The sequence below is a fragment of the Thioalkalivibrio sp. ALJ3 genome (assembly GCF_000377205.1).
In the GTDB taxonomy this organism is placed as follows: Bacteria; Pseudomonadota; Gammaproteobacteria; order Ectothiorhodospirales; family Ectothiorhodospiraceae; genus Thioalkalivibrio.
Genome location: NZ_KB897908.1, coordinates 26,618 through 48,523 on the forward strand (window position 1 = coordinate 26,618; position 21,906 = coordinate 48,523).

Genomic DNA, 21,906 nt, shown 5'->3' on the forward strand with positions numbered 1-21,906 from the left:
CCTCAGCCAATGGTGGCAGAACGCCGCGCATTTCGCCCGTCTTCGGTGGCGGGGTGGCAATGGCCGATGATCCCGCTTATATTAGAACGAACGTTCGTTCGGTTTTTGCTCATGTCGACGGTTGTGAACAAGAAGCTGCGCGGTGAGGTGTTGCGCCAGCGTGTGCTGGAGACGGCCCTGGAGCTGTTCAGTACGTGTGGCTACTTCAACACGTCTATCCACGACATCCGTCGAGAGGCGGATGTCTCGATCGGTTCCATCTACCACCACTTTGGCAACAAGGAGGCGTTGGCCAAGGCGCTCTACGACGAGCTGCTGGAGCGCATGGATGCCGGGCTGCGCGAGGTCATGGAGCGGGAGCGTGGTTGCCGGGCGCGCTGCGACGGCATCATCGCCTTCATGTTCCGGGCGGCGACCGACGATCCGCGCACCATGCGCTTCGTGCTCGAGTCCCGTCATCGCGAGTTCCTTCCGGACGAGCCACCGGTGTGTTCGTCGCGGCCCTTCATGCGGATGCGCGAGTGCATCGAGCAGGGCATCGCCTCTGGCGAGGTCTGCCCCATCGAGGTTCCGGTCGCCGCCACGGCGGCTTTTGGCGGGGCGATCCGGCTGGTCCAACTGCACCTGGATGGTGTCCTCGAAAAACCTCTGTCGCGCTATCTGGCGTCGATGCAGGACGCGGCCTGGCGGGCGATTGCGAGTGATCCGCCTGCGCCCGCAAAACATCTCATCAAGGAGACCGAAGAATGAAGCTGCTGGCCGTTCTTTACCTGACCCTGACGCTGTCCGTGGTGTCACTGTCCGCACAGGCGGAACCGACTGATACCCGGGCCCTGGAAGGGGTCGATCAGGGCCGGGTCGTGTTCGACCTGAACAACAACGACCCCGAACTGCTCGCGCTGTACCTGATGGTGATCCGCGAGACCTTCGAGGATCTGACCGATCAGGGCGTCGAGCCCGACATGATCCTCGCCTTTCGCGGTCGCGCGGTGACCATGATCGGCGAGGACCGCGAGCGCTTCGAGTTGACCGAGTTCGATCACCTGGACGCGATCGAGGGACATATCGCCGCGCTGAAGGGGAAGGGCGTACGGATGGAGTCCTGTTCCGTGGCCACACGGCTGTTCGGTGTCGATCACGGCGAACTGCTGCCCGGCATCGAGCCTGTGCGCAATACCTTCGTCTCGCTGACCGGTTACCAGGCCCAGAGCTACGCGGTGATCCCGATCTACTGAGCCGCGCACTGCGGCAATATCGGGTCCGAAAACAAGAAAAGGACTCCAACCCCAAAGGAGACATAGCTGATGCGAAACCGAATCATGATCCTGCTGCTGGCCCTGCTGCTCCCGCTCGGGCTGATCTCGAAGGCGAATGCAGAGGGTCTGGACAACCGCGAGGCCACCCAGGGCATCGAGACCATGCGCGCGGTCTACGACATCCGCAAGTCCGACCCCGACGTGATGCTGGCCTACCTGCGCGGCATCGCCACCAACCACGAGAACCTGGTCAAGGAAGGCGTGGAACCGGACCTGCGCATGGTGTTTATCGCCGAGGCGGTCAAGTTCATCACCACCGACCCGGAGCCCGAGATCGCGATGGACCATGGCGACACGCTGGGGGAGATCGCGAAGGCTGTTGAGCGTCTGGACGAGTTGGGCGTGCGTATGGAGGTTTGTGCCGCGGCGACGCGTGCCTATGGAGTGGACAACGACAAAGTCCTGGATGCGATCAAACCGGTGCGCAGCGGCTTCATCGCTGTCATGGGCTACCAGAACCAGGGTTACGCACTGGTCCCGGTCTACTGAGTACCTCCGAGACCCAGCATTCGCGCCCGGTTAGCCGTCACAGGGAGGTGGCGGCCTTTTGGGGGGAGGGTCACTGGAATCGCCCCCCGGCGCCTCCGCGGGTGCCCCTTACAGCCCGATCAGTTCCGCGTTCAACCCGTTTGCCGTCACCGTATCCAGCAGCTGCCGGCTGTTGACCCGTGCCGGGTCGTATTCCACCACCAGTAGGTGAGGCCGATTGTCGTGGCTGGAGGCAGCCATGACGCCGTCCAGAGACCGTAACTCGTCCTGAATGCGTTCACGGACGACGCGGTCGATCGCTTCGTCAATGTGGATGGTGACATCCGCCATGTGCTGATTCATCAAGACTTCCTCCCGGTAATTCCGGCCAGACCTACGGCTCGACTATAGACCCGTAACCGCCAATGGCCCACGTCGCCGGAAGCCCAACCACAAGAGGGTATCGCTGATGTGGAAGCGGCCGCACAGGCTGTCTATGTTCTGGAGATGGTCTCTTCAATTGGTAGGTGGATAACATGCGCGCACATTGGCTGGTTTTGATGCTGTTCGCGGTGGGCGGTGTGGCCCATGGCGAAGAAATCTCTGCGGATGCGCTGGTCGATGATGCGCGGTCGGCGACCAGCGAGATCGATCGCGAAGGGGTGGCAAATCTCATCACGAACGAACCAGATCACGTTCTGATTGATGTGCGCTCTCACCAGGAGATCGAGATGGGTGGCGGGCAGATTCGTTCGCATCTCACACTAAACATTCCGCGTGGCGAACTGGAGTTTCGCATCGCGGGCGAGGTGTCCGAAAAAGACACGCCGATCGTCGTCTACAGCGAGGAGAATCGGCGTTCCGCGCTGGCGGCTCAGACGCTCCAGAGCATGGGCTATACCAACGTGCACAACTACGCGGGCGGCTTCCGCGAATGGCAGGAAGCCGACGGGCCCCTGTACGTGCTCGACAAGGCACTGGATTCCTTCCTCTACGCCATGCCCCAGGAGGTGACCGATGGCGTGTGGTCCGCGATCGGTGCCACCCAGCCTTCGACCTACGAGAACTCGGGCCATAACAACAACCTGTCGTTCATCATCACCGACGACGGCGTGGTGGTCATGAACGCCGGCGACAACTACCTGCTGGCCCAGTCCCTGCACGAGGAGATCAAGAAGCTCACTGACCAGCCGGTGAAGTACGTGGTGCTGGAAAACGCCCAGGGGCACGCGATGCTCGGCATGACCTACTGGCAGGAGCAGGGCGCCACCGTGATCGCGCACGAGGACGCCGCGCGCGAGATCGAGCAGAACGGCCAGCGCAGTCTGGAGGGCGCGCCGAACCGCACCCGCGACAAGGCGTTTCTGACCGAGCTCGGCACGCCGGACAAGATCTTCGAGGATCGCGTCGAGCTGGACATGGGCGGCGAGACCATCGAGGTGCTCTTTCTCGGCCCCGCGCATGCCCCGGGGGATATCGCCCTGTGGGCGCCGGATCGCAAGACGCTGATCACCGGCGACCTCGCCTTCCACGAGCGCATGCTGCCGATCTTCGAATATACCGACACCGCCGGCTGGATCGAGACCTGGGACAAGCTGGAGGCGATCGAGGCCGACTACATCATCCCGGGCCACGGTGGTCCGGTGACCGACTTTGAGCAGCTGCGCAAGTACACCCGGGACTACCTCGTCTTCCTGCGCGGGGAGGTGCAGGAGATCATCGACACCGGCGGCACGCTGAACGACGCTTACAACATTGACCAGTCGGCCTACCGCCACCTGGACACCTACGACGAGCTCCACCGCCAAAACGCCGGGCGCGTCTTCCGCGCGATGGAGTTCGAGGGCTTCTGAAGCCTGTTGGCGGGGGTTGCGCCTCGCCGCTACTTCAACTTCAGCTGGTCGCGGATCTCCGCGAGCAGTGTCTCCTTGTTGCTGGGGGCGAGCTGCAATGATCAGCGTTTCAGGAACCGTGGGCGGCGCGGGAGTCCGATGGCGCCTGGTCGCGGTCGTGCATGCCGTAGTCGCGTACGACCTCGGCCACGCGCAAGCGGTAGTCGACAAAGATGCCGCCGCGCCCGGCCGCCTGCACCTGGCGGTGCGCCTCCAGATTACGCCACTGACGCACCGCGTCCTCGTCGCGCCAGAACGACAGTGACAGCACCTTGCCCGGCTGGCTCAGACTCTCGAAGCGCTCGATGGAGATGAACCCCTCCACATCCTTCAGGTGCTCGCGCAACTGCGCGGCCGCATCCAGGTAGTCCTGTTTGCGCTCGGCATGCGGTTCCACTTCAAAGATCACGGCAATCATGGCGGCTTCGCTATCGGCGGGATGGAGCGCCGATTAAACCACGCCAGAGTCGGCTAGGGAGACGCTGATTTAATCGCACGTCCGCGTTGGTGCCCCCTGTTTTCCGAGACAAGGCGCGTCGTGCAGCGGGTAGTGGTTCTACCCGCCCGTTCTTGATGGATTCGGGGCGCAACGCAGGATCGGGGAACAGGGGGCACCAACCCCACAAGCCATCGAAAGCAGGGGCTCGGCCGCCCGTTGTTGATCAAAAACGGGCGCGCGCACGGCGTTGCGGCTCCCTTGTGCAGAATGACTGCACGGCGGTCACCGCGCCTTGTGCGCACGCAAAAGCGACTCGAGCGCGGACGCGCGATTAAATCAGCGTCTCCCTAGGTGGAAGTCGGTGATGGACGGGGGTCAGGCCGTCTCGGCCTCGCCAGTGGGGGAGCTCTCCCGGCGGATTATGCGGTCCACGTACAGGAAGCCAAACGGGACGACGCCGAGGAACAGGACCAGCAGCCACTTCCACACCGACCAGCCGCTCAGGTGGCTGGCGATCAGCGAAGTCGCGCCGTAGATGATGAACAGGATGCCGTGCACCCAGCCGGCGTAGGTGACGGCCAGCGGCATATCCGCATAGGTGCGCAGCGGCATCGCGATAAACAGCAGGGTAATGAGCGACAAACCCTCAAGAACGCTGATCAGGCGAAAGAACTTCATGGGGCGGGACCGGTGGATTGGGAAACGCGGCGGAGGGTAGCACGAAGTGCGACGGACGCCACGAAATGGACAAGGCAATGGGGGTGGTTTAATCCTAGCGCTGCTTGCGCGCCGATTGGGCGTAGTCCTTGGCCCGGGCGCGAATCTCCTCGAAAAACAGCGCCTCCCAGCGCGTGTTGTGCTCGTCGGGCGAGAGGGTCCCATCCGCCTGCTCGTTCTTCAGGCGTGTATCGGCTGCCGCCTCGGCTTCGTTCAGGATCTTGCTGAATACCTCCTGGGCCGCTGCTGCAGTCGGGTCAATCCCGTTACGCTTGAGCACGTCGGCCAGTAGCGCCCCGCCTTTTTTCCACTTCGACCAGAGCCTCACGCATCCTCCTCGGGCAGGGTGCAAGAAATTTGTGGTGACACCGCTACGAGATGATTGTGCCCAAAGCTTTCCGCGAAGACGAAGAGGCAGCACACGGATACGGTATTCCAGCCTGATGAACGCCCGCCGGGGGCGCGAACCTCCGGCAGGCATGTATGGATCATTGGTCGGGATCGTGCCCCGGTTCCAGTATTTCGACCACCAGGAACCGCAGTCGGCTGCGGAGCAGCGTGATCTCGGCCAGTGAGTTCTTGCGCAGTCCCAGCAGCTGCGAGCCCAGAGGGGACAGGATCGAGATCTTGCCGCGCTCGGGCTGGGCATGCTCCGGCTCGCAAAGCTCGACCCGATAGGTTTCTTCGGTCTGCAAGTCCAGCAGGCGCACGCTGCAGCCAGTCTGGATCACTTGTCCGCACCGGGGGGTGGTGTCCGTATGAGGCGTCTCGCTCTCGATCTTCTCGAGTAGCGAGGCCAGGTCGACTGGTGTACCAATCGCGCCCCAGTAGTCCTGGCGGACCCAACGATTGACATGGGAATCGTAGGCTTGACGAAGGTAAGACGAATTCTTGCGCGCCACGGTCGCATCTCCTGTTCAGGTGATAGAAGAAGGCATGGGCCGGGCGCGGAACATTCGGCGCCCGGCCTAAGTGAGGGTTCCCGTCATCGCGTGCTCCATCCTTTGATAAGTGTCTGTTAGAATTAAAGAAATAAGGATGCTACCCAGGCACCCGAAAAAAGGCAAATCCATGTGAATCGTGGCATTTTTAGTGTGCCTAATCCCGATTTTTTCGATCCCGAGTGCAAAGGAGCCTTCATGGCGAACGAGACGAACGACCCGCAACTGGAAATCAGCGTCAGCTCGGCGCGCGAACTGGTGGATATCGGCCTGGCCGTGTTGCTGGATATCCGCCAGCCCTTCGAGCTGGAGTTGGAGGGCGAGGTGGAAGGTGCGGTGTCGGTGCCGCTGTTCCGGCTGAAGCAGTTGCTGGGGCGGCAGATCTCGGAGGAAGAGCAGGAGTTGCTGGACGCGGACGAACCGGATGATCGCGACTTTCAGCACTTCCTCTCGCTGATCAATCGCTACCACGTGACGCAGGATCAGATCCTGCTGTGCCTGTGCAACAGCGGTCGCCGCAGCCTGCGCGCCGCCGAACTGCTGCGGGAGCTGGGCTATGCACGCTGTCTCTCGGTACGGGAGGGCTTTCGCGGCTGGAAAGACTAGCAATTCGTTGACCGGAAGGCCTTTCCCGGCCTCGTCGGGAACCCGTGGGCACCCGTGGCTGTCGCTGGTGCAGCACGTAACGGGAGACAAGGTATGCAGTCCACGGGTCAGCGTCTGGCGAGTCACGGGATCACGAAGCGCTGGTCGCCCACGGCCGTCGCGCTGAGCTTGTCGCTCGCGTTGTTCGCCGTACCGGCCGTCGGCGCGGCCGAGATAGAGGTCGAAGCCGAATTCGTGGAAGGTAGCGAAGGCCCGTGGGCCGAGGGCGAGGCGCCCCCGCTGCTCGAATTGGAGCAGTTCTTCCGCGATCCGCAGCATGCCGCCGGGCGCATCTCGCCGGATGGTGACTACGTGGCCCTGGTGAGCGCCCACGAGGGCGCGATGAATCTGCACCTTATGGAGCGGGGCGAGCCCCTGGAGTCGGCGCGCCCGCTGACCGAGGAACCGCGTTCCATCATGGGCTTTTTCTGGTCTCGCGACGGGCGGCACCTGATCTTCGTGCGCGATCGTGATGGCGACGAGAACCTGGAGCTGCGCGTGATCGCGCTGGAGGACGCCGCCGGGCGGGACGGCATCCCCGAGTCGCGCCGGCTCGCCGGGGGTGATGGCGTGCAGGCGCGGGTGCAGCATGTCCCGCGCTCGACCCCGGAGTACATCTTCGTCGGGCTGAACGAACGCGACCCGCGCCTGCACGATGTCTATCGTGTATCGCTCGAGACCGGCGAGAAGACGCTTGTGGCGAAGAACACCGCCGAGATCGAGGGCTGGGGCTTCCACGAAGGCGAACTGCGCAAGGCCGTGCGCACCACGGACGACGCGGGCACCGAAATCCTGCGCGTGAAGTCGCAGGACGAGTTCGAATCCATCTATACCTGCGCGTTCGGCGAGACCTGCTCCATTGCCAACTTCCACTCCGACGGCGAGCGGCTCTATATGCGCACTAACGCGGGGGACGAGCGCGACCTGATCGAGCTGGTCCTGTTTAACCCGACCACCGGCGAAGAGGAACTGGTGCATCGTGATCCGGAGGGCGAGGTCGATCTCGGCAGCGCGACGTTCTCCGACCAGGACCATCGCCTGCTGGCCACGGCGTACACCGGGGATCGCCAGCGCATCTACGCCCATGACGAGGACTTCGAGTCGCACCTGGAATGGTTGCGCGACGAGCTGGGCGAGGGCGAGCTGGAGATTACCTCGCGCACCCGCGACGAGTCCCTGTGGACGGTCGGGGTCATCCGGGACACCGACCCGGGCAGCGTATATCTCGCGAACGTCGACGCGCGTGAGATCGAGCTCTTGTACGAGGGGCGCCCGGACCTGCCGCGCGAGCACCTCGCGCCGATGGAGCCGATCCGTTACACCGCGCGTGACGGCCAGGAGATCCCCGGCTACCTGACGCTGCCGCATGGCGCGGAGCCGGAAGGCCTGCCGCTGGTGGTGATGCCGCACGGCGGCCCGTGGATTCGCGATACCTGGGGTTACAGTGGCACCGTGCAGTTCCTCGCCAACCGCGGCTATGCGGTATTTCAGCCCAACTTCCGTGGCTCTTCCGGTTTCGGCAAGGCGTTCCTCAACGCCGGCAACCAGGAGTGGGGCACGGGCGTGATGCAGCACGACGTCACCGACGGCGTGAAATACCTGATCGACCAGGGCATCGCCGATCCCGACCGGGTCGCGATCTTTGGTGCCTCCTACGGGGGCTACTCGGCCCTGGCCGGGCTCACCTGGACGCCCGAGCTGTACGCCGCCGGCATCTCCATGGTGGGGCCGTCCAATCTGATTACGTTGATGGAATCCATCCCGCCGTACTGGGAGGCCGGCATCCGCCGCATGCACGGCCGCGTCGGCGACCCGGAAGACGCGGATGATCGCGAGCGCCTCAAGGCCCAGTCGCCGCTGTTCCACGTCGAGAACATCCAGGCCCCGCTGATGGTCGGGCAGGGCGCGAATGACCCGCGCGTGAAGCAGCAGGAGTCCGACCAGATCGTCGCGGCGATGCGCGAGGCCGGGCATCCGGTCGAGTACCTGCTGGCCCCGGACGAGGGCCACGGTCTGGTCGACCAGACCAACCGGCTCGCCTTCTTCGCCGGGCTGGAAATCTTCCTGGCCGAACACCTGGGTGGCCGTCACCAGGCCGACTACCCCGAGGCGGTGCAGGAGCGCCTGAATTCCCTGCGCCAGGACGTTGAGGCAGTCGACAGCCCATAGGTATTAGCCAGCTAAGCGGCCGGACAAGGCCGCCCTCGTTACTGCGATCAGCCGCTCATTTTCGCCGTGGTAATGGCCGATACAGGGGGTCTAGTCTCGTAGGCGATGTAAGCAAATCGAGACCCCTTGTGGATCCCCGCGACGCCGGTCCGTCCCGCCGGGAGGGCACGTTTTTTCGTGCCTCCTGTGGAGCACTCCGGGCATCGTGCCCGCCAAGGGGCTTCCCAATATCGCAACGCGGCACGCCGCGAACCAGTAATCAGCGAGGCACCTCCATGGCGACTAACAAACCGACCACCACCGATGCAGGCATTCCCGTCGCGAGTGACGAGCATTCGCTCACCATCGGACCCGACGGGCCCATCGCGCTCCATGACCACTACCTCATCGAGCAGATGGCGAACTTCAATCGTGAGCGGATCACGGAGCGCCAGCCACATGCGAAGGGGGCCGGCGCATTCGGGCACTTCGAGGTGACCAGCGACGTCAGCCGCTACACCAGGGCCGCCGTGTTTCAGCCCGGCACCAAGACCGACGTGCTGCTGCGTTTCTCCACGGTGGCCGGCGAGCGTGGAAGCCCGGACACCTGGCGGGATCCGCGCGGCTTCGCGGTGAAGTTCTACACCAGCGAAGGCAACTTCGACATGGTGGGCAACAACACGCCGGTGTTCTTCGTTCGCGATCCGATGAAGTTCCAGCACTTCATCCGTTCGCAGAAGCGCCGTGCCGACAGCAACCTGCGCGATCACGACATGCAGTGGGATTTCTGGACCCTGTCGCCGGAGTCCGCGCACCAGGTCACCTGGCTGATGGGCGATCGCGGCATTCCGAAAACCTGGCGGCATATGAATGGCTACTCCAGCCACACGTATATGTGGGTGAACGCCGAGGGCGAAAAATTCTGGGTGAAGTATCACTTCAAGACCGACCAGGGCATCGAGTTTCTGACCCAGGAAGAGGCCGACCGGCTGGCTGGCGAAGACGCCGACTACCACACCCGGGACCTCTACCAGGCCATTGATCGGGGCGATCACCCGAGCTGGACGCTGTACATGCAGATCATGCCGTTCAAGGAGGCCGAGACCTACCGCTTCAACCCCTTCGACCTGACCAAGGTCTGGCCACATGGCGACTACCCGTTGATCGAAGTGGGCAAGCTGACCCTGAACCGCAACCCCACGGATTTCCACACCGAGATCGAACAGGCCGCGTTCGAGCCCAACAACCAGGTCCCCGGCACTGGATTCAGCCCGGACAAGATGCTGCTGGCGCGGGTCTTCTCCTATGCCGATGCCCACCGGGCACGCCTGGGGGTGAACTACAAGCAGATCCCGGTCAACGCACCGCAGGCACCGGTTCACAGCTACAGCAAAGATGGCGCGATGCGGGTCCAGAACGTCGCGGATCCCGTGTATGCACCCAACTCCAAGGGCGGCCCAGCGGCGGACAGCGAGCGCTATCCGGAGATGGCGACATGGGCGGCGGATGGCGAGCTCGTCCGCGCCCCGTACACCAAGCGCCAGGACGATGACGACTTCGGTCAGCCTGGAACTCTGGTGCGTGAGGTTATGGATGACGACGCCCGGGAAAGGCTGGTTTCCAACGTGGTGGGGCACCTGAAGGATGGGGTCTCGGACCCTGTGCTCGAGCGCGCCTTCGAGTACTGGAAAAACGTCGACCCTGACGTCGGCGAGCGGATCGAGCAGGGCGTGCGCGGCGGTTAAACCCGTGCGCAAGTAGCGTACTAAGGTGGGTGTCCCTCCGCTGTTTCCGACGCGACAAGCAGACACTGTCATCGCGAGACGCGCACCGCTGTGGTGATTTCGGTGGATGGCCCCGGCCTAGGCCCAGGCGGACGTCTGGCGTCGCGTTCGGGGATGGCCACGGCCCCTGCGGGGCCTCGCCATGACGGGGCAGGGAAGAAGGGTGCGTTCTCGTTGACCTTTTCTCAGGTATGCCCTGGTGCGTCCCCCTGGCGGGGGCTGTCGAGTTCGAGCAGTTCCAGGCGGTGGTTGCCGGTCGGGTTGGGGCCCGAGGGGCCCTGGATGAGGAGCGCGAGGCCGTCGTTGATGTCGTTCTCGGCGAGCCACGCCCGGGCGAAGTCGTTCCAGTCGCTGCGGTCCTCGCTGACCTCCACCGGCTCGACGCCGTAGGAGAACTGCAGACCCTGCGCGGTTGCGGGGTTCGGGGTGAAAGCGACCGTCCAGCAGGGCAGGCGCAGGCAGGCGATGCGCCGGGCCGTGGTGCCGCTGAGCGTGGGCGCCAGGGTCACCTGTGGCAGGCGCCGCTGCGCGGTGTGGAATACGCTGCGCACGATCAGATCGACGGCGCGGTCGCGCCCGGCCTCGTCATGGTCGTTCGGGCCATCAGGCATCATGCCTCGGTCGCGCTCTGGCTCGATGGAGCGGGCAATGGCCGCAAGCATCGCCACGGATTCCACCGGGTAGCGTCCCATGGCCGATTCGCCGGAGAGCATCACGCAGTCGGTACCGCCGAGGATGGCATTCGCCACGTCGGTCGCCTCGGCACGGGTCGGGCGGCGCGAGGTGACCATGGACTCCAGCATCTGGGTCGCGGTGATCACCGGGCGGTGGTACTGGTTGGCGCGCCGGGTGATGCGGCGCTGGGCGAGGGCGATGCTCGCGATCGGGATCTCCACCCCCAGATCCCCGCGCGCCACCATGATGCCGTCCGCCGCCTCCAGGATGCTGTCGAGCTGCTCCAGCGCCGCGGCCCGCTCGATCTTGGCGATGATGAAGGGGCTGTAGCCCAGCGCCTCCGCCGCCTTGCGCACGGCCAGGATGTCGTCGCCATCGACAACGAAGCTCTGGCTGACGGCATCCACGCCGTGTTCCGCCGCAAACCGCAGCCAGTCGTGATCGTCCAGGGTAAAGGCGCGGATGCCGAGATCGATGCCCGGCAGGTTCAGGCCCTTGCGCGAGCGCAGCTCCCCACCGGTCTGCACGCGGCAGTTGACGTCGTGGCCTTCGACCGACACAACCTCCAGCTCGATGTAGCCATCGTTCAGAAACAGCGCATCACCGGGCTGCACCGCGTCCGGCAGCCCGGAGAACGACACACTCACGCGCGAGGCATCGCCGCTGCAGTCCTCGGTAGTCAGCGCAATGGTCTCGCCGGGTTCCAGCTCGATCGGCTCCTCGCCCAGCTCGCCGATGCGCATCTTCGGCCCCGGCAAGTCGCCGAGGATCGCAACGCGGGTGCCGGTGTCCTGCGCCGCCTCCCGGATACGCCCGATCACCTCGGCGTGGTAGGCCGGGTCACCATGCGAGAAATTCAGCCGCACCACGTTGAGCCCGGCCTGCATCATTCGGCGCAGCGTGTCCGGGGAGTCGGACGCCGGCCCGATCGTGGCCACGATCTTCGTCTTCTGCGCGGGAAACGGCATGGGCAAGCCCTTACTCGATCAATGTCCCTGAGGGTAAACCGTCCGCGCCAGCCTGTCGCCGATGGCCTTGAGGCAAGTCGGCAGCATCATCGTGTACCTTCCCGGTATCGGAGTGCTCGTACCAAGACCAACAGGAGGCTCCCATGTCGCGGCAGCGCATCCTGGCCCTACCCGAGTTCAACGTGGCCGTGTTCGCGTTCCTGCTGAACTACCCATGGGAGTTTCTGCAGGTACCCTTCTTCGACGATATGCCCACCATGCCGCACTGGGAGGCCGTGGTGTTCTGCACCCGGGCAACGCTTGGCGATGTACTGATCGCACTCGCGGCCTTCTGGGGCGTGGCGGCGCTCGCCCGGAACCGGAGCTGGATTCTCCAGCCCACTCTGCGCACCGTGCTGTTGTTCGTGGCGATCGGGGTCGTGATCACCATCGGCCTGGAGTGGCACGCAACGGAAATCGACGACCGCTGGCAGTACGCCGACACCATGCCCACCTTGCCGATCCTGGGCACGGGCCTGCTGCCGCTCGTTCAGTGGGTGATCCTGCCGCTCCTGCTGATCTGGTTCGTCCGCCGCCAGGTGAGGGGGCAATTGGTACTGAACAACGAGTAGCTACCGCATTGAGAAGGCGGGTGTCCTCTTCTTCGAAACCAGGCATCGCCATCGCGCGGCGCGCAGCGCCGTGGCGATCTCCATGGATAACCTCGGCGCTGGCAGAGGCAAACGTCAGAAGTTGTGTTGGAGATGGCCACGGCCCTTGGGGCCTCGCCATAACAGACCAGAAAATGATGCTATCGAGGTCGGAGCCCGTTTCCCGCTGGCTTACGCCTTCCGGTCAGGCGGAACCCGGATTTCTCGCAATGGTCCATCGGTATAAGTATCGGGGCAGGGGATCCGGCAGGCTGACAAACACCGGCTGTCAGTGCATCAAGCCGGAAGGACGGTGGACGTGATACGGAACAGGATCTGCGCATGCCCCATGGTCCTGGTGGTCGTGGCGCTTCTCGTGTTCGGCCTGATCGGCAACGCGGCCGCCGGGGAACGGGAGGCCGAGATCGCGCAACTGGTGGAGGGCCTGGACGAGGACGAGCTCATTGTCTTTGAGCCGGACGACGCCCAGTACACCGTGACGGTCTTTACCGACGTCAACTGCCCCTATTGCCGCGAATTCCACCAGCAAATCGACGACTACCTATTGTGGGACATCCGCATTCGCTATGCGGCGTTTCCCGTCATCGGCAACGCCTTCGAGCAGATGGAGGCGGTGTGGTGCAGCGACGACCGGCAGGATGCCATCACCCGGGCCAAGCTGGGCGAGACCATAAAGGCGGAAGACTGCCCGCATCCCGTGGCCGACCATCTGGCCATCGCCCGGGAGCAGCGGTTCCGGGGCACCCCCACCATCATCACCCCCCAGGGCCGGATCAGGTACGGCCTTGTCTCCGCCGCCGAACTCGTGGATATGCTGGAAGCCGAGGCGGCCCGGTAAGCAGCGTATCAAGAAGGTGGGTGTCCTCATCTTGCTCATCTTGACCTTGAACAACGAGTAGCCACCGCATCGAGAAGATGGGTGTCCTCTTGTTCCTACTTCCCTGGCGTACTTCCTGCGGCGCTAAGCGTCAGCTTGCCCGCTGTCGCCAGGCCCATCGAACCGCACCGGGCGCACGGTGTCCAGCTCCACACCCTTCCGAGCAAACCAGAGGTCGTGCCGGCCCTGCATGGCCAGCCAGCTTTCCGGCGCACGGCCATGGGTGTCCACTTCGCTTGGGCTTTTCGGCCCGAAAATGGGCCGTTTAAGCGCCTGTGCAGCGCCAAGAGAGGAAACTAGCCTTTTAGATTCAGCGGAGTATCGAGGCCCGACCCCGTTTTGCCCGTTAGTCGGCCATTTTCGCCCATGAAACTGCACGTCTAAGGCTCTATGTGGGCGAGGCGAGCGCATTAAGGTCCAGGTTTTCCGCCGCTTATCGTGGTCCGACCCCGAATTCCCAGGTCTTTCCATCGACCGCCCAACCAAACCCGGTCATCGCGAGGCGCGCAGCGCCGTGGCGATCTCCGAGGGTGTCCCCGGTGCTGGCCAGCGCCGACGCGGAAGGTAGCGTTCGGAGATGGCCACGGCCCCTGCGGGACCTCGCCATGACGGCAAGAAGAATGTGGGTGTCCTCTCCTTCCGCTGATGGCGTACATGATCGTGATGTACCCAAAGCGGGATACCTAAGCCCACGATCCCGCGCGTTGCATCGCCGCAGTACGGCACGCCTGGAGATCGCCCTTGGCCTCTGACGGAGGATAATCATGCCGGGCCGCTGCTAGGGATGCTTCATTGCAGCAGTGCAGCGAAAAGATGGGTGTCCACTTTCCCGCCCGCTTGCAGCGCAAGCAGGGACCTGTCCATCGACCGCCCAACCAAACCCGGTCATCGCGAGGCGCGCAGCGCCGTGGTGATCTCCGAGGGTGTCCCCGGTGCTGGCCAGCGCCGACGCGGAAGGTAGCGTCCGGAGATGGCCACGGCCCCTGCGGGACCTCGCCATGACGGAAAAGGGGCAACGGGCAAGACGCCCAGAAGAAAGTGGGTGTCCTCTCCTTCTGCAGGGAGGCAAAAGGCAAGGTCTGACCCCTATGCCCCCAGTTTTCAATGGACCGAATTTACGGGAAGGCGACACCGGCATCACTCAGGACACCTGGGGCTAGGGCCCGGCACTTTCCCACCCACTTTGATCGGCGCCTCCGGGCGCCGAGTTCGTTGCCGGGCGGGCCCGAAAATGATGGGTGTCCTCTTCTTCCGCTCATGGGCTGGACGTTTGCTGCTTTCGAAGTGCCTCGACGGCATCTGTGATTCCACTCTCAATGGTCTCTGCCGCCCAACGATCCCAGAAATTCACGGTTGCGCTGGTGGGATGCTTGGTCGGCTCGTCAATGCGGATGCGGCTGGGTAGGATAGCGGCGTCACCAACTACTAACGCTTCACCAATGTCCAGGATCGGCAAGAGTTCCGCAAAGCTCCCGAGTGTGTCTGGCATTAAACGACGAATGACTGCTTGGTCTTCTGCATTAGTCAAACGCATCGCCAGAAAGTTATTGCACTGGCTTAACACTGTTCGGTTCACTTCCGCGGGCCGCTGACTAATAACGGCAAGTCCCACGCCGTACTTTCGCCCCTCTTTGGCGATGCGCTCGAACGACTTCAGTCCCTCTTCGGAGGCGCCGGATTCATGCCGTTCCGGTATATAGAGGTGGGCTTCATCACAAAGCATCGCGACGGGATGCTGTTTGTTTTTCTCGGTCCATTGCTGGACCGAGAAGACCACGCGTGCCACCAGACCGATAATTAGGGGCAGGACGTCCGAGGGAACCTCCGAAAAGTCGATAATTTTGACGCCGCCCGCCCCCCGGACCGTGGTGCTGCCAAGCAGAACGGTCGCGAGTTCCTGCATCCATTCGTACCGCATTGCATCGTCGCCCGCACTGAAAAGGAAACCAAGGCGGCGGTCCGCGGTTTTAGACTCGAGCCGCTGAATGAATCGTGTCAGCTTGCCATGAAAAGGGCCCTGCTTGTCTCGGTTGTTCGCCCCAGGGACCATCTCGGTATCAGACTCCAGAAGCTTCGCTAGAACCGCTTCGATGCTATATGGAATTGGACTATCGATGGTGAAGTTGGCAAGCACGTCTTTCTTGTCGGTCTCTTCAAGATAGGCCCGTTTCGCGTCGATCACTTCGCGGTTGAAAATCATCGCCTGATTGGGTGCATTCTGGTCGCTCCGGTCAAGGAGCATAGCGAGCATTTCTTCGTATGTTAGTAGCCAGTAGGGTAGATAGAGCACGCCATCAGTGAGGGTTCTTCCGGCGGTTATATCGCCTGGGCCAGCCACTTTTAACTGGCTGATGCCGTCACCGTCCAATGGTGTGTACTCACCGTGAATGTCGAATAGAAGAGCGCTGGCATTCGGTAGTTGGGCGACCTGCTCGAGTATTTGGGCGACCGTCCACGACTTCCCGGACCCTGTGCTACCCACCACAACAGCGTGGCGCTGGAAGAAGCGGTTTCCGTCAATCCAGGCGTCGGCTTCTTCGTCAATCGTATACTTGCCCAGGCGTAGCGGTTCCTGCCCTTCGACAATTTGCTTTGAGATGGCGCGCATGAACGCCGTGAGCCTGTCGCCGCTCAGCATGAAACACGGCGCGTCGATCTCGGGTACCGTTTCGAGCGTCCGCCGGAAGACATTCTGTTCGGTGCCCACGGCATCAATATGGGTGCCGATGAGCGTCACTCGGACAATGTTTTCGACGACAGCATGATCCTCCTGGGTGTCGTCGTTGTGCTGTTCGTTCTCGCTTATGCCAACGAGGGCCTTGCGCATGATCTTGTTAATCAGCCCAATTAGGTGTTGGCCCGCGCGTGAACTGCGCAGAACTACGAGATGATTGACCTGCATTCTACGAAGCGCATTTATATCCGATACACTCACCAGAACGGTTCCGGTATCCACACTATATACCGATCCGATGGCGTGGTCGGCGTTGTAGTCAAAAATCGCCATTCGCTAACTCCCTCTTCCTCCGGTTAGCATGCTCATGAAGTTCTGTAGTTTCCAAACCCACACTCCGTCTAAGATGGCGCCGCCGGGGTTGTTCGGTGTGTACACCATGGTGCCGGTTGGAGCTTCCTCCATGAACAGGAAGTGTTTTGGCGGTTGGTTCAAGAATGAGCTCCTAGTTTGCGTTGTAAGCTTCTTGGTGACGATAACGAGAGGAATGTCGTGTTTCATGACACGGTTTACCAGCACCGGCTGTACATGCTCGTCATTGAAACCGTAGCCGATGCACACATAGCATGTCGCTTTTCGGAGCGCAGTATCCGCCGCGCTCATAACGGTGCGGAAAGGGTCCTTGTGGACCTCCCTGTACTTGCTGACGCCGGGAGTTACAACAAGAGGCTTCATCTGGTCAGGGACCGCTGGCGCAAGGGGTACCGCTATCACGTCGTCTGTCGGGTCACGAAACCAGTCAAGGGAGCCGTGAACCTTGAGGATGGTCACAAGGCCCTCAAATCCGGGAGAAGGTGCTCGCTCCCGATCAACGGACGCTGGTACAAAACGCTGAAGCCATCCGGCGGTGACGCCCGTAGAAGCATACGCTCCTACTGCGTTCGCAGCATACTCTGCAACGCGGTCATAATTCGTGGTGATAACGCGGAGATGAGAGTCCGCAGTTCTCAGAAGGTAGGCGAACAAGTCGGAGAGCGGAAAGGCTGCTTCGCCTCTCAGGAGCTGTTTATAAAGGCAGATATCTTCTGACGAGACAATCTCCCATGTTGCCCGGACCAGATGTTCGACGGTGTCCTGTGGCAGTGGTACATCGTGAAGCGCTTGCTCAAGGTCTTTCGTCGCTTGTAATCGTTCGGCGAAGACATCCCAGCCCTCGGGATTGTCCGTGATGGCGGACAGGAGCCCGTCGGCAAGGGCTGACATGGATGGGAGACCATGAGGAATTGTAGCTCCCGTACCGAGCACAACGACCGGGCGCTCAGCAAGAAAGCGCTGCGCGAGCTTCGCTAGCTCGTCATATGTGAATTCTGAATCCACGGTTGGCATCGTTCCTGGTGATTCTTGCGGCTAACAGTGATTAGGTGGCGTGCACGGAGAGTGATGGATCGTGCGCGCTAAATGTCCCGGATGATGTGTCGCCAGAAAAGGTCCGTAATCTAGGTAGGGATGGTTCATGGGCGACGATGGTTCTTGGATGTGGGGCGGTTGAGAGTCGTTGAGGTACGGCGTTGGTCGGGGGTCGTGGTCTTGGTTTTGTCTTCAGGGTTATTCTGACACGGTTATTGTGGTTTTGCGAGCCGATCACTCGAGTGGTATGAACTCTTGACGGAGTTGGGGACGGTCAGTCCAGTAAGGCGACCGATTTGACGAGCGCATGAGCGCGCGTGCGGGGCTGGAGGCCCAGCCGCTCAGTAGATAACTTCGTCAGCTCCGCCATCAAAGTGTGCCCATCGTCCTGACGGCACACGGCGAGGACGCGCGCGGGCCCGTGGTGCCCGGGCGCCTCGTCCAGCGTCTCAATGGTGACGGGGATGATGTTGAGGATGGAGACGTCCTGAGGCGGGGTCAGGGCGATGGACACGTCCCGGGCGTCGATGCGCAGGCGGGCCGGGCGGCCGGCGCCGTTGGCGGCGCCGGGGGTGGACGGCACGCGGTAGCGGGCCTCGGGCGGGCCGAAGGGGTGCAGGCCGTGGGTGTCGGCCGGGCCGAGTTCGCCCTGCAGGACGGAGACGGCGCCTTCGTCGCGGAACAGGGGAGAATCGGCGCGGGCGAGGGCCTCGCGCAGGGGCTCCAGGCGTTCGAGTTGGCCGTCGTGCATGAAGGCGACGCGGGTGGCGAGGCGTTCGACTTCGTCCGGGGCGTGGGTGACGAGCAGGCTGGGGATGCCGGTCTCCTCGGACAGGCGGGCGAGGAAGGGCATGATCTCGCGCTTGGTCTGGGTGTCCAGGGCGTTCAGCGGTTCGTCGAGCAGGAGTAGGTCGGGGCTGGTGAGCAGGGCACGGCCGAGGGCGACGCGCTGGCGCTGGCCGCCGGAGAGCTGGTCGGCGCGGCGCTCCAGCAGGTCGTCGATGCCGAGCAGGCGGGCAACCTCGTCCAGGTGCAGGCGGCGCAGGGGCTCCGGCGTGCGCTTGTAGCCGTAGAGCAGGTTGCCGCGTACGGACAGGTGCGGGAGCAGGGTGGATTCCTGGAACACGAGGCCGACGCGGCGGCGGTGCAGCGGGATGAAGGTCTTGCCGGACTGCCAGACGCTATCGCGAAAGTGCACCTCGCCGCCGGGCGGGTGTTCCAGCCCGGCGATGATGCGCAGCAGCGTCGTTTTGCCGCAGCCGGAGCGGCCGAACAGGGCGGTCACGCCCTCCAGCGGGAAGGCGGTGTCCACGTCCAGCGCGAAGCCGGGGCGTTCCAGCCGGGCCTTTATGCGTAGCGTGTCGGGCTCGGGTCGGGTCACAGGCGCACCGTGTCGAAGCGGCGGTTGATCGCGTAGACGATGAACAGCACGGCGAAGGCGAAGATCAGCAGCCCGAAGGACAGGCGGTGGGCGGAGTCGAAGTCCATCGCCTCGGCGTGGTCGTAGATCAGGATGGACAGCACCTGGGTCTCGCCGGGGATCGCGCCACCCAGCATCAGGATCACGCCGAACTCGCCGAGGGTGTGGGCAAAGGCGAGCGTGGCGGCGACGATGAAGCCGCCGCGGGTCATCGGCAGGATCACGGTGACGAAGCGGTCGATGCGCCCGGCGCCCAGCGAGCCGGCGATCTCCACCGGGCGGCGGCCGAGGTTGGCGAAGGCCTGCTGCAGCGGCTGCACCGCGAACGGCAGGGAGTAGATCACCGAGCCGATCAGGATGCCCTGAAAGGTAAAGGCCAGGTGGTTCAGGCCCCAGCTCTCCAGCGTGCTGCCGACCGGCCCGGCCGGGCCGAGCAGTACCAGCAGGTAGAAGCCGAGCACGGTGGGCGGCAGCACCAGCGGCAGGGCGACGAGGGCCTGCACCGCGGTGCGCACGCCGGGGGAGCCGCGCCCGTTGGCCAGCCACCAGGCGATCGGCGTGGCGATCACCAGCAGGATCAGCGTGGTGTAGAGCGCGAGCTTGAGGGTGACCTCGATCGCCATCCAGTCCGTGGGGCTCAGGTCGAACATGCGTTATTCGCCCTCGGGCATCTCGAAGCCGTAGCGGCGCATGATCTCGCGCGCGCTGTCGCGGCCCATGAACCCGGCGAAGCGGTGCGCGGTGTCCTTGTCCGCGCCGCGACGGGTGATTACGAAGCCCTGGGTCAGGGGTTCGTGCAGCGCGTCGTCGATCAGCTGGTGCGGGTGTTCGGCGAGGTCGGGGAACTCTGCCAGCGACAGCGCGATGATGCCGATGTCCGCGCCGCCGGCCTGCACCATGCGCGCGGTCTGGGCGATGTTGTCGCCGTTGACGATCTTCGGCTGCAGCTCGTCCCAGACGCCGGCGGCCTTTAGCGCCTCCTTCGCGCGCACGCCGTACGGGGCGTGCGTGGGCGAGGCGATGGCCACGCGGCGGATGTCGTCGCGCGTCAGGTCCTCCAGTGTCAGCTCGGAGGCATCCATGCGGTTGCTCCACAGCACGATGCGGCCGATCGCGTAGACGGACGGCTCGGTGACGGCGGCCCCCTCCGCGTGGAGCCGCTTCGGGTAGGCGATGTCGGCGGAGAAGAAGAGGTCGTAGGGCGCGCCGTTCAGGATCTGTGTGGTCATGCGCCCGGAGGAGCCGTAGGTCACGCGCACGCGGTCGCCCGGATATTCCTCGCGGTAGGCCTCCACGATCTCGTCCAGGGCGAAGCGCAGGTCGGAGGCGGCGGCGATGGTCAGCGGGCCGGAGGCGTGCGCCAGGCCGGGCAGCAGGACGAGGGTCAGGAGCAGTAGGCGCAGGTGCATGGGTGGGGATAGTTCCCTGTGGGTGCGGGTTATGGTTGGCTCGGGTGGTTTCGTCTGGCGACTGCTTCGTCGCGGTGCTCCTCGCAGTGACGGTGAGGCTGGGGATATGCGGTTCGTTATATTTCAGTTTGCATATCGCCAGCCAGAAGCCTACACCGGAACGGCCTCCGGCTGCCAACGGTTTGGCAGGCCTGGCCGCGCGTCAGGCGATATGCACGATGCCGACCACGGCGCCGGTCATCAGCGTGGCCAGCGTGCCGGCGACGATGGCGCGGATGCCCAGGCTCACGATCTCGCTGCGCCGCTCCGGCACCAACGCGCCGAGGCCGCCAATCAGGATGCCGAGGCTGCCCAGGTTGGCGAAGCCGCTCAGTGCATAGATCAGGATCAGCTCGCTGCGCGCGGACAGCGCGTCGTCACCCAGCTCGGCCATCTGCAGGAAGGCGACCATCTCGTTGAGGATGGTCTTGACCCCCAGCAGCGATCCGGCGGTGGTGGCCTCGGCCCAGGGGATACCCATCAGCCAGGCCAGCGGGGCGAAGACCCAGCCCAGGATGCGCTCCAGGCTCAGCGCGGCCCCCGCGACCTCGGGCAGCGCACCCAGTATCACGTTGACCAGCGCGACCAGGGCGATCACCACGATCAGCAGCGCGATGATCTGCAGCAGCAGTTCCAGCCCGCGCAGGGTGCCGCGGGTGATCGCGTCCATGGCGCTGGTCGCGCCCTCGGTCTCGGGGAGCAGCTCGCCGGCGGTGGAGGGCGCGGTCGGCGGGATCATCACGGTCGCGATCAGCAGCGCGGCCGGCAGGCTGATCAGCGAGGCGACGATCAGGTGGCCCAGCGCGTCGTCCAGCACCGTGCCGATGATGGTCGAGTACAGCACCAGCATCGTGCCGGCCAGCGTCGCCATGCCCACGCTCATCAGCGCGAACAGCTCGCTGCGGGTCATCTGACGCAGGTACGGGCGGATCACCAGCGGGGATTCGACCATGGAGAGGAACACGTTCGACGCCGTGCCCACGCCCAGGGCGCCGCCGATGCCGAATGCCCGCTGCAGTACCAGCGAGGCCCCGCGGATCAGCACCGGCAGTACGCGCCAGTAGAACAGCAGGGCCGACAGGGCCGAGAGCACCAGCACCAGCGGCAGCGCCTGGAACGCGAGGATGAAGTTGTTGGCCGGGGCGTCGACCGCGAACGGCGGGTCGTCCCCGCCGATATAGCCGAACACGAACGAGGTGCCGGCCTGGGTGGCATCGGTCAGGGCGATCACGACCTGGTTCAGCCACAGGAACGCATGCTGCGCGCCGGGGACGCTCAACAGCAGTACGGCGATACCGAACTGCAGCGCCAGCCCGGCCAGCACCTCGCGCCAGGGGAAGCGTGTCTTGTGTTCGCTCAGCAGCCAGGCGATGGCCACGAATACGAGCAGTCCCAGCCCGGCTTGCAGTGCGAGCATGCGGTCCCCTTCGATTCTGT

General features: G+C 63.8%; 21 protein-coding genes and 1 pseudogene. 9 read left to right on the forward strand and 13 right to left on the reverse strand.

What is annotated here, in order from left to right:
- Positions 1 to 111: 111 nt before the first annotated feature.
- The 3 genes from C935_RS0108895 (at position 112) to C935_RS0108905 (ending at position 1,805) form a co-directional block, all read left to right on the forward strand.
- Complete coding sequence (locus C935_RS0108895) at positions 112 to 750, forward strand: TetR/AcrR family transcriptional regulator (RefSeq protein WP_018862155.1); 639 nt, start codon at positions 112 to 114, stop codon at positions 748 to 750.
- Entirely contained in the window at positions 747 to 1,235 is a 489-nt protein-coding gene (locus tag C935_RS0108900; RefSeq protein WP_018862156.1) for a DsrE family protein, read from the forward strand. Before C935_RS0108895 ends, C935_RS0108900 begins: the two co-directional genes overlap by 4 nt.
- 69 nt (positions 1,236 to 1,304) lie before the next feature.
- Positions 1,305 to 1,805 carry a DsrE family protein gene (locus C935_RS0108905; RefSeq protein ID WP_018862157.1) on the forward strand — a complete coding sequence of 167 codons (501 nt, stop codon included), beginning with the start codon at positions 1,305 to 1,307 and terminating at the stop codon, positions 1,803 to 1,805.
- Between the two features lie 108 nt (positions 1,806 to 1,913).
- Here C935_RS0108905 and C935_RS0108910 read toward each other — a convergent pair whose 3' ends face one another.
- Positions 1,914 to 2,147, reverse strand: coding sequence for a hypothetical protein (locus C935_RS0108910; protein ID WP_018862158.1), 234 nt, complete (start codon positions 2,145 to 2,147; stop codon positions 1,914 to 1,916).
- A gap of 173 nt (positions 2,148 to 2,320) precedes the next feature.
- On the opposite strand from C935_RS0108910, the gene C935_RS0108915 reads away from it, so the two are divergent.
- A complete protein-coding gene (locus C935_RS0108915; RefSeq protein ID WP_018862159.1) occupies positions 2,321 to 3,637 on the forward strand; it encodes a rhodanese-like domain-containing protein in 1,317 nt (438 codons plus the stop codon).
- Positions 3,638 to 3,746: 109 nt separating this feature from the next.
- Here C935_RS0108915 and C935_RS0108920 read toward each other — a convergent pair whose 3' ends face one another.
- The 4 genes from C935_RS0108920 to C935_RS0108935 all read right to left on the reverse strand — a co-directional run bounded on the left by C935_RS0108920 (position 3,747) and on the right by C935_RS0108935 (position 5,734).
- The gene (locus tag C935_RS0108920) at positions 3,747 to 4,094 is read right to left on the reverse strand and encodes an antibiotic biosynthesis monooxygenase (protein WP_018862160.1); all 348 of its coding nucleotides are present in this window, start codon (positions 4,092 to 4,094) and stop codon (positions 3,747 to 3,749) included.
- Between the two features lie 396 nt (positions 4,095 to 4,490).
- Positions 4,491 to 4,793 carry a DUF3817 domain-containing protein gene (locus C935_RS0108925; RefSeq protein ID WP_018862161.1) on the reverse strand — a complete coding sequence of 101 codons (303 nt, stop codon included), beginning with the start codon at positions 4,791 to 4,793 and terminating at the stop codon, positions 4,491 to 4,493.
- 94 nt (positions 4,794 to 4,887) lie between these two features.
- Entirely contained in the window at positions 4,888 to 5,160 is a 273-nt protein-coding gene (locus C935_RS0108930) for a hypothetical protein (RefSeq protein ID WP_019572151.1), read from the reverse strand.
- A gap of 160 nt (positions 5,161 to 5,320) precedes the next feature.
- Positions 5,321 to 5,734 (reverse strand): GreA/GreB family elongation factor, encoded by a 414-nt coding sequence (locus C935_RS0108935; RefSeq protein WP_018862163.1) that lies wholly within the window; start codon positions 5,732 to 5,734, stop codon positions 5,321 to 5,323.
- A gap of 237 nt (positions 5,735 to 5,971) precedes the next feature.
- On the opposite strand from C935_RS0108935, the gene C935_RS0108940 reads away from it, so the two are divergent.
- From C935_RS0108940 to C935_RS0108950, 3 genes are all read left to right on the forward strand, one after another.
- Complete coding sequence (locus tag C935_RS0108940) at positions 5,972 to 6,379, forward strand: rhodanese-like domain-containing protein (protein ID WP_018862164.1); 408 nt, start codon at positions 5,972 to 5,974, stop codon at positions 6,377 to 6,379.
- Positions 6,380 to 6,472: 93 nt separating this feature from the next.
- Positions 6,473 to 8,587, forward strand: a complete 2,115-nt coding sequence (locus C935_RS0108945) for a S9 family peptidase (protein ID WP_018862165.1) — start codon at positions 6,473 to 6,475, stop codon at positions 8,585 to 8,587.
- A 275-nt stretch (positions 8,588 to 8,862) separates the two neighbouring features.
- The gene (locus C935_RS0108950) at positions 8,863 to 10,311 is read left to right on the forward strand and encodes a catalase (protein ID WP_018862166.1); all 1,449 of its coding nucleotides are present in this window, start codon (positions 8,863 to 8,865) and stop codon (positions 10,309 to 10,311) included.
- 224 nt (positions 10,312 to 10,535) lie between these two features.
- Here C935_RS0108950 and pyk read toward each other — a convergent pair whose 3' ends face one another.
- Entirely contained in the window at positions 10,536 to 11,993 is a 1,458-nt protein-coding gene (gene pyk / locus C935_RS0108955; RefSeq protein ID WP_018862167.1) for a pyruvate kinase, read from the reverse strand.
- 143 nt (positions 11,994 to 12,136) lie between these two features.
- On the opposite strand from pyk, the gene C935_RS0108960 reads away from it, so the two are divergent.
- Together C935_RS0108960 and C935_RS0108965 are read left to right on the forward strand one after the other, a co-directional pair.
- Positions 12,137 to 12,604, forward strand: a complete 468-nt coding sequence (locus tag C935_RS0108960; RefSeq protein ID WP_018862168.1) for a hypothetical protein — start codon at positions 12,137 to 12,139, stop codon at positions 12,602 to 12,604.
- A 367-nt stretch (positions 12,605 to 12,971) separates the two neighbouring features.
- Positions 12,972 to 13,481 (forward strand): DsbC family protein, encoded by a 510-nt coding sequence (locus tag C935_RS0108965; RefSeq protein ID WP_018862169.1) that lies wholly within the window; start codon positions 12,972 to 12,974, stop codon positions 13,479 to 13,481.
- A gap of 123 nt (positions 13,482 to 13,604) precedes the next feature.
- Here the strand turns inward: C935_RS0108965 and C935_RS13400 are convergent.
- The 7 genes and pseudogenes from C935_RS13400 to C935_RS0109000 all read right to left on the reverse strand — a co-directional run.
- A pseudogene (locus C935_RS13400) lies at positions 13,605 to 13,745 on the reverse strand (addiction module antidote protein, HigA family); the annotation flags it as partial.
- 1,030 nt (positions 13,746 to 14,775) lie between these two features.
- Positions 14,776 to 16,527 (reverse strand): ATP-binding protein, encoded by a 1,752-nt coding sequence (locus C935_RS0108975; RefSeq protein ID WP_018862171.1) that lies wholly within the window; start codon positions 16,525 to 16,527, stop codon positions 14,776 to 14,778.
- A gap of 3 nt (positions 16,528 to 16,530) precedes the next feature.
- Positions 16,531 to 17,571, reverse strand: coding sequence for an SIR2 family protein (locus C935_RS0108980; RefSeq protein ID WP_196800534.1), 1,041 nt, complete (start codon positions 17,569 to 17,571; stop codon positions 16,531 to 16,533).
- A gap of 304 nt (positions 17,572 to 17,875) precedes the next feature.
- A complete protein-coding gene (gene modC / locus C935_RS0108985) occupies positions 17,876 to 18,982 on the reverse strand; it encodes a molybdenum ABC transporter ATP-binding protein (protein ID WP_018862173.1) in 1,107 nt (368 codons plus the stop codon).
- Positions 18,979 to 19,671, reverse strand: coding sequence for a molybdate ABC transporter permease subunit (modB, locus tag C935_RS0108990; protein WP_018174002.1), 693 nt, complete (start codon positions 19,669 to 19,671; stop codon positions 18,979 to 18,981). The genes modC and modB overlap by 4 nt, the downstream gene beginning before the upstream one ends.
- 3 nt (positions 19,672 to 19,674) lie before the next feature.
- Positions 19,675 to 20,430 carry a molybdate ABC transporter substrate-binding protein gene (gene modA / locus C935_RS0108995; protein ID WP_018862174.1) on the reverse strand — a complete coding sequence of 252 codons (756 nt, stop codon included), beginning with the start codon at positions 20,428 to 20,430 and terminating at the stop codon, positions 19,675 to 19,677.
- A 202-nt stretch (positions 20,431 to 20,632) separates the two neighbouring features.
- On the reverse strand, positions 20,633 to 21,886 hold the full coding sequence (locus C935_RS0109000) for a NupC/NupG family nucleoside CNT transporter (protein ID WP_018862175.1): 1,254 nt from the start codon (positions 21,884 to 21,886) through the stop codon (positions 20,633 to 20,635).
- Positions 21,887 to 21,906 lie beyond the last annotated feature (20 nt).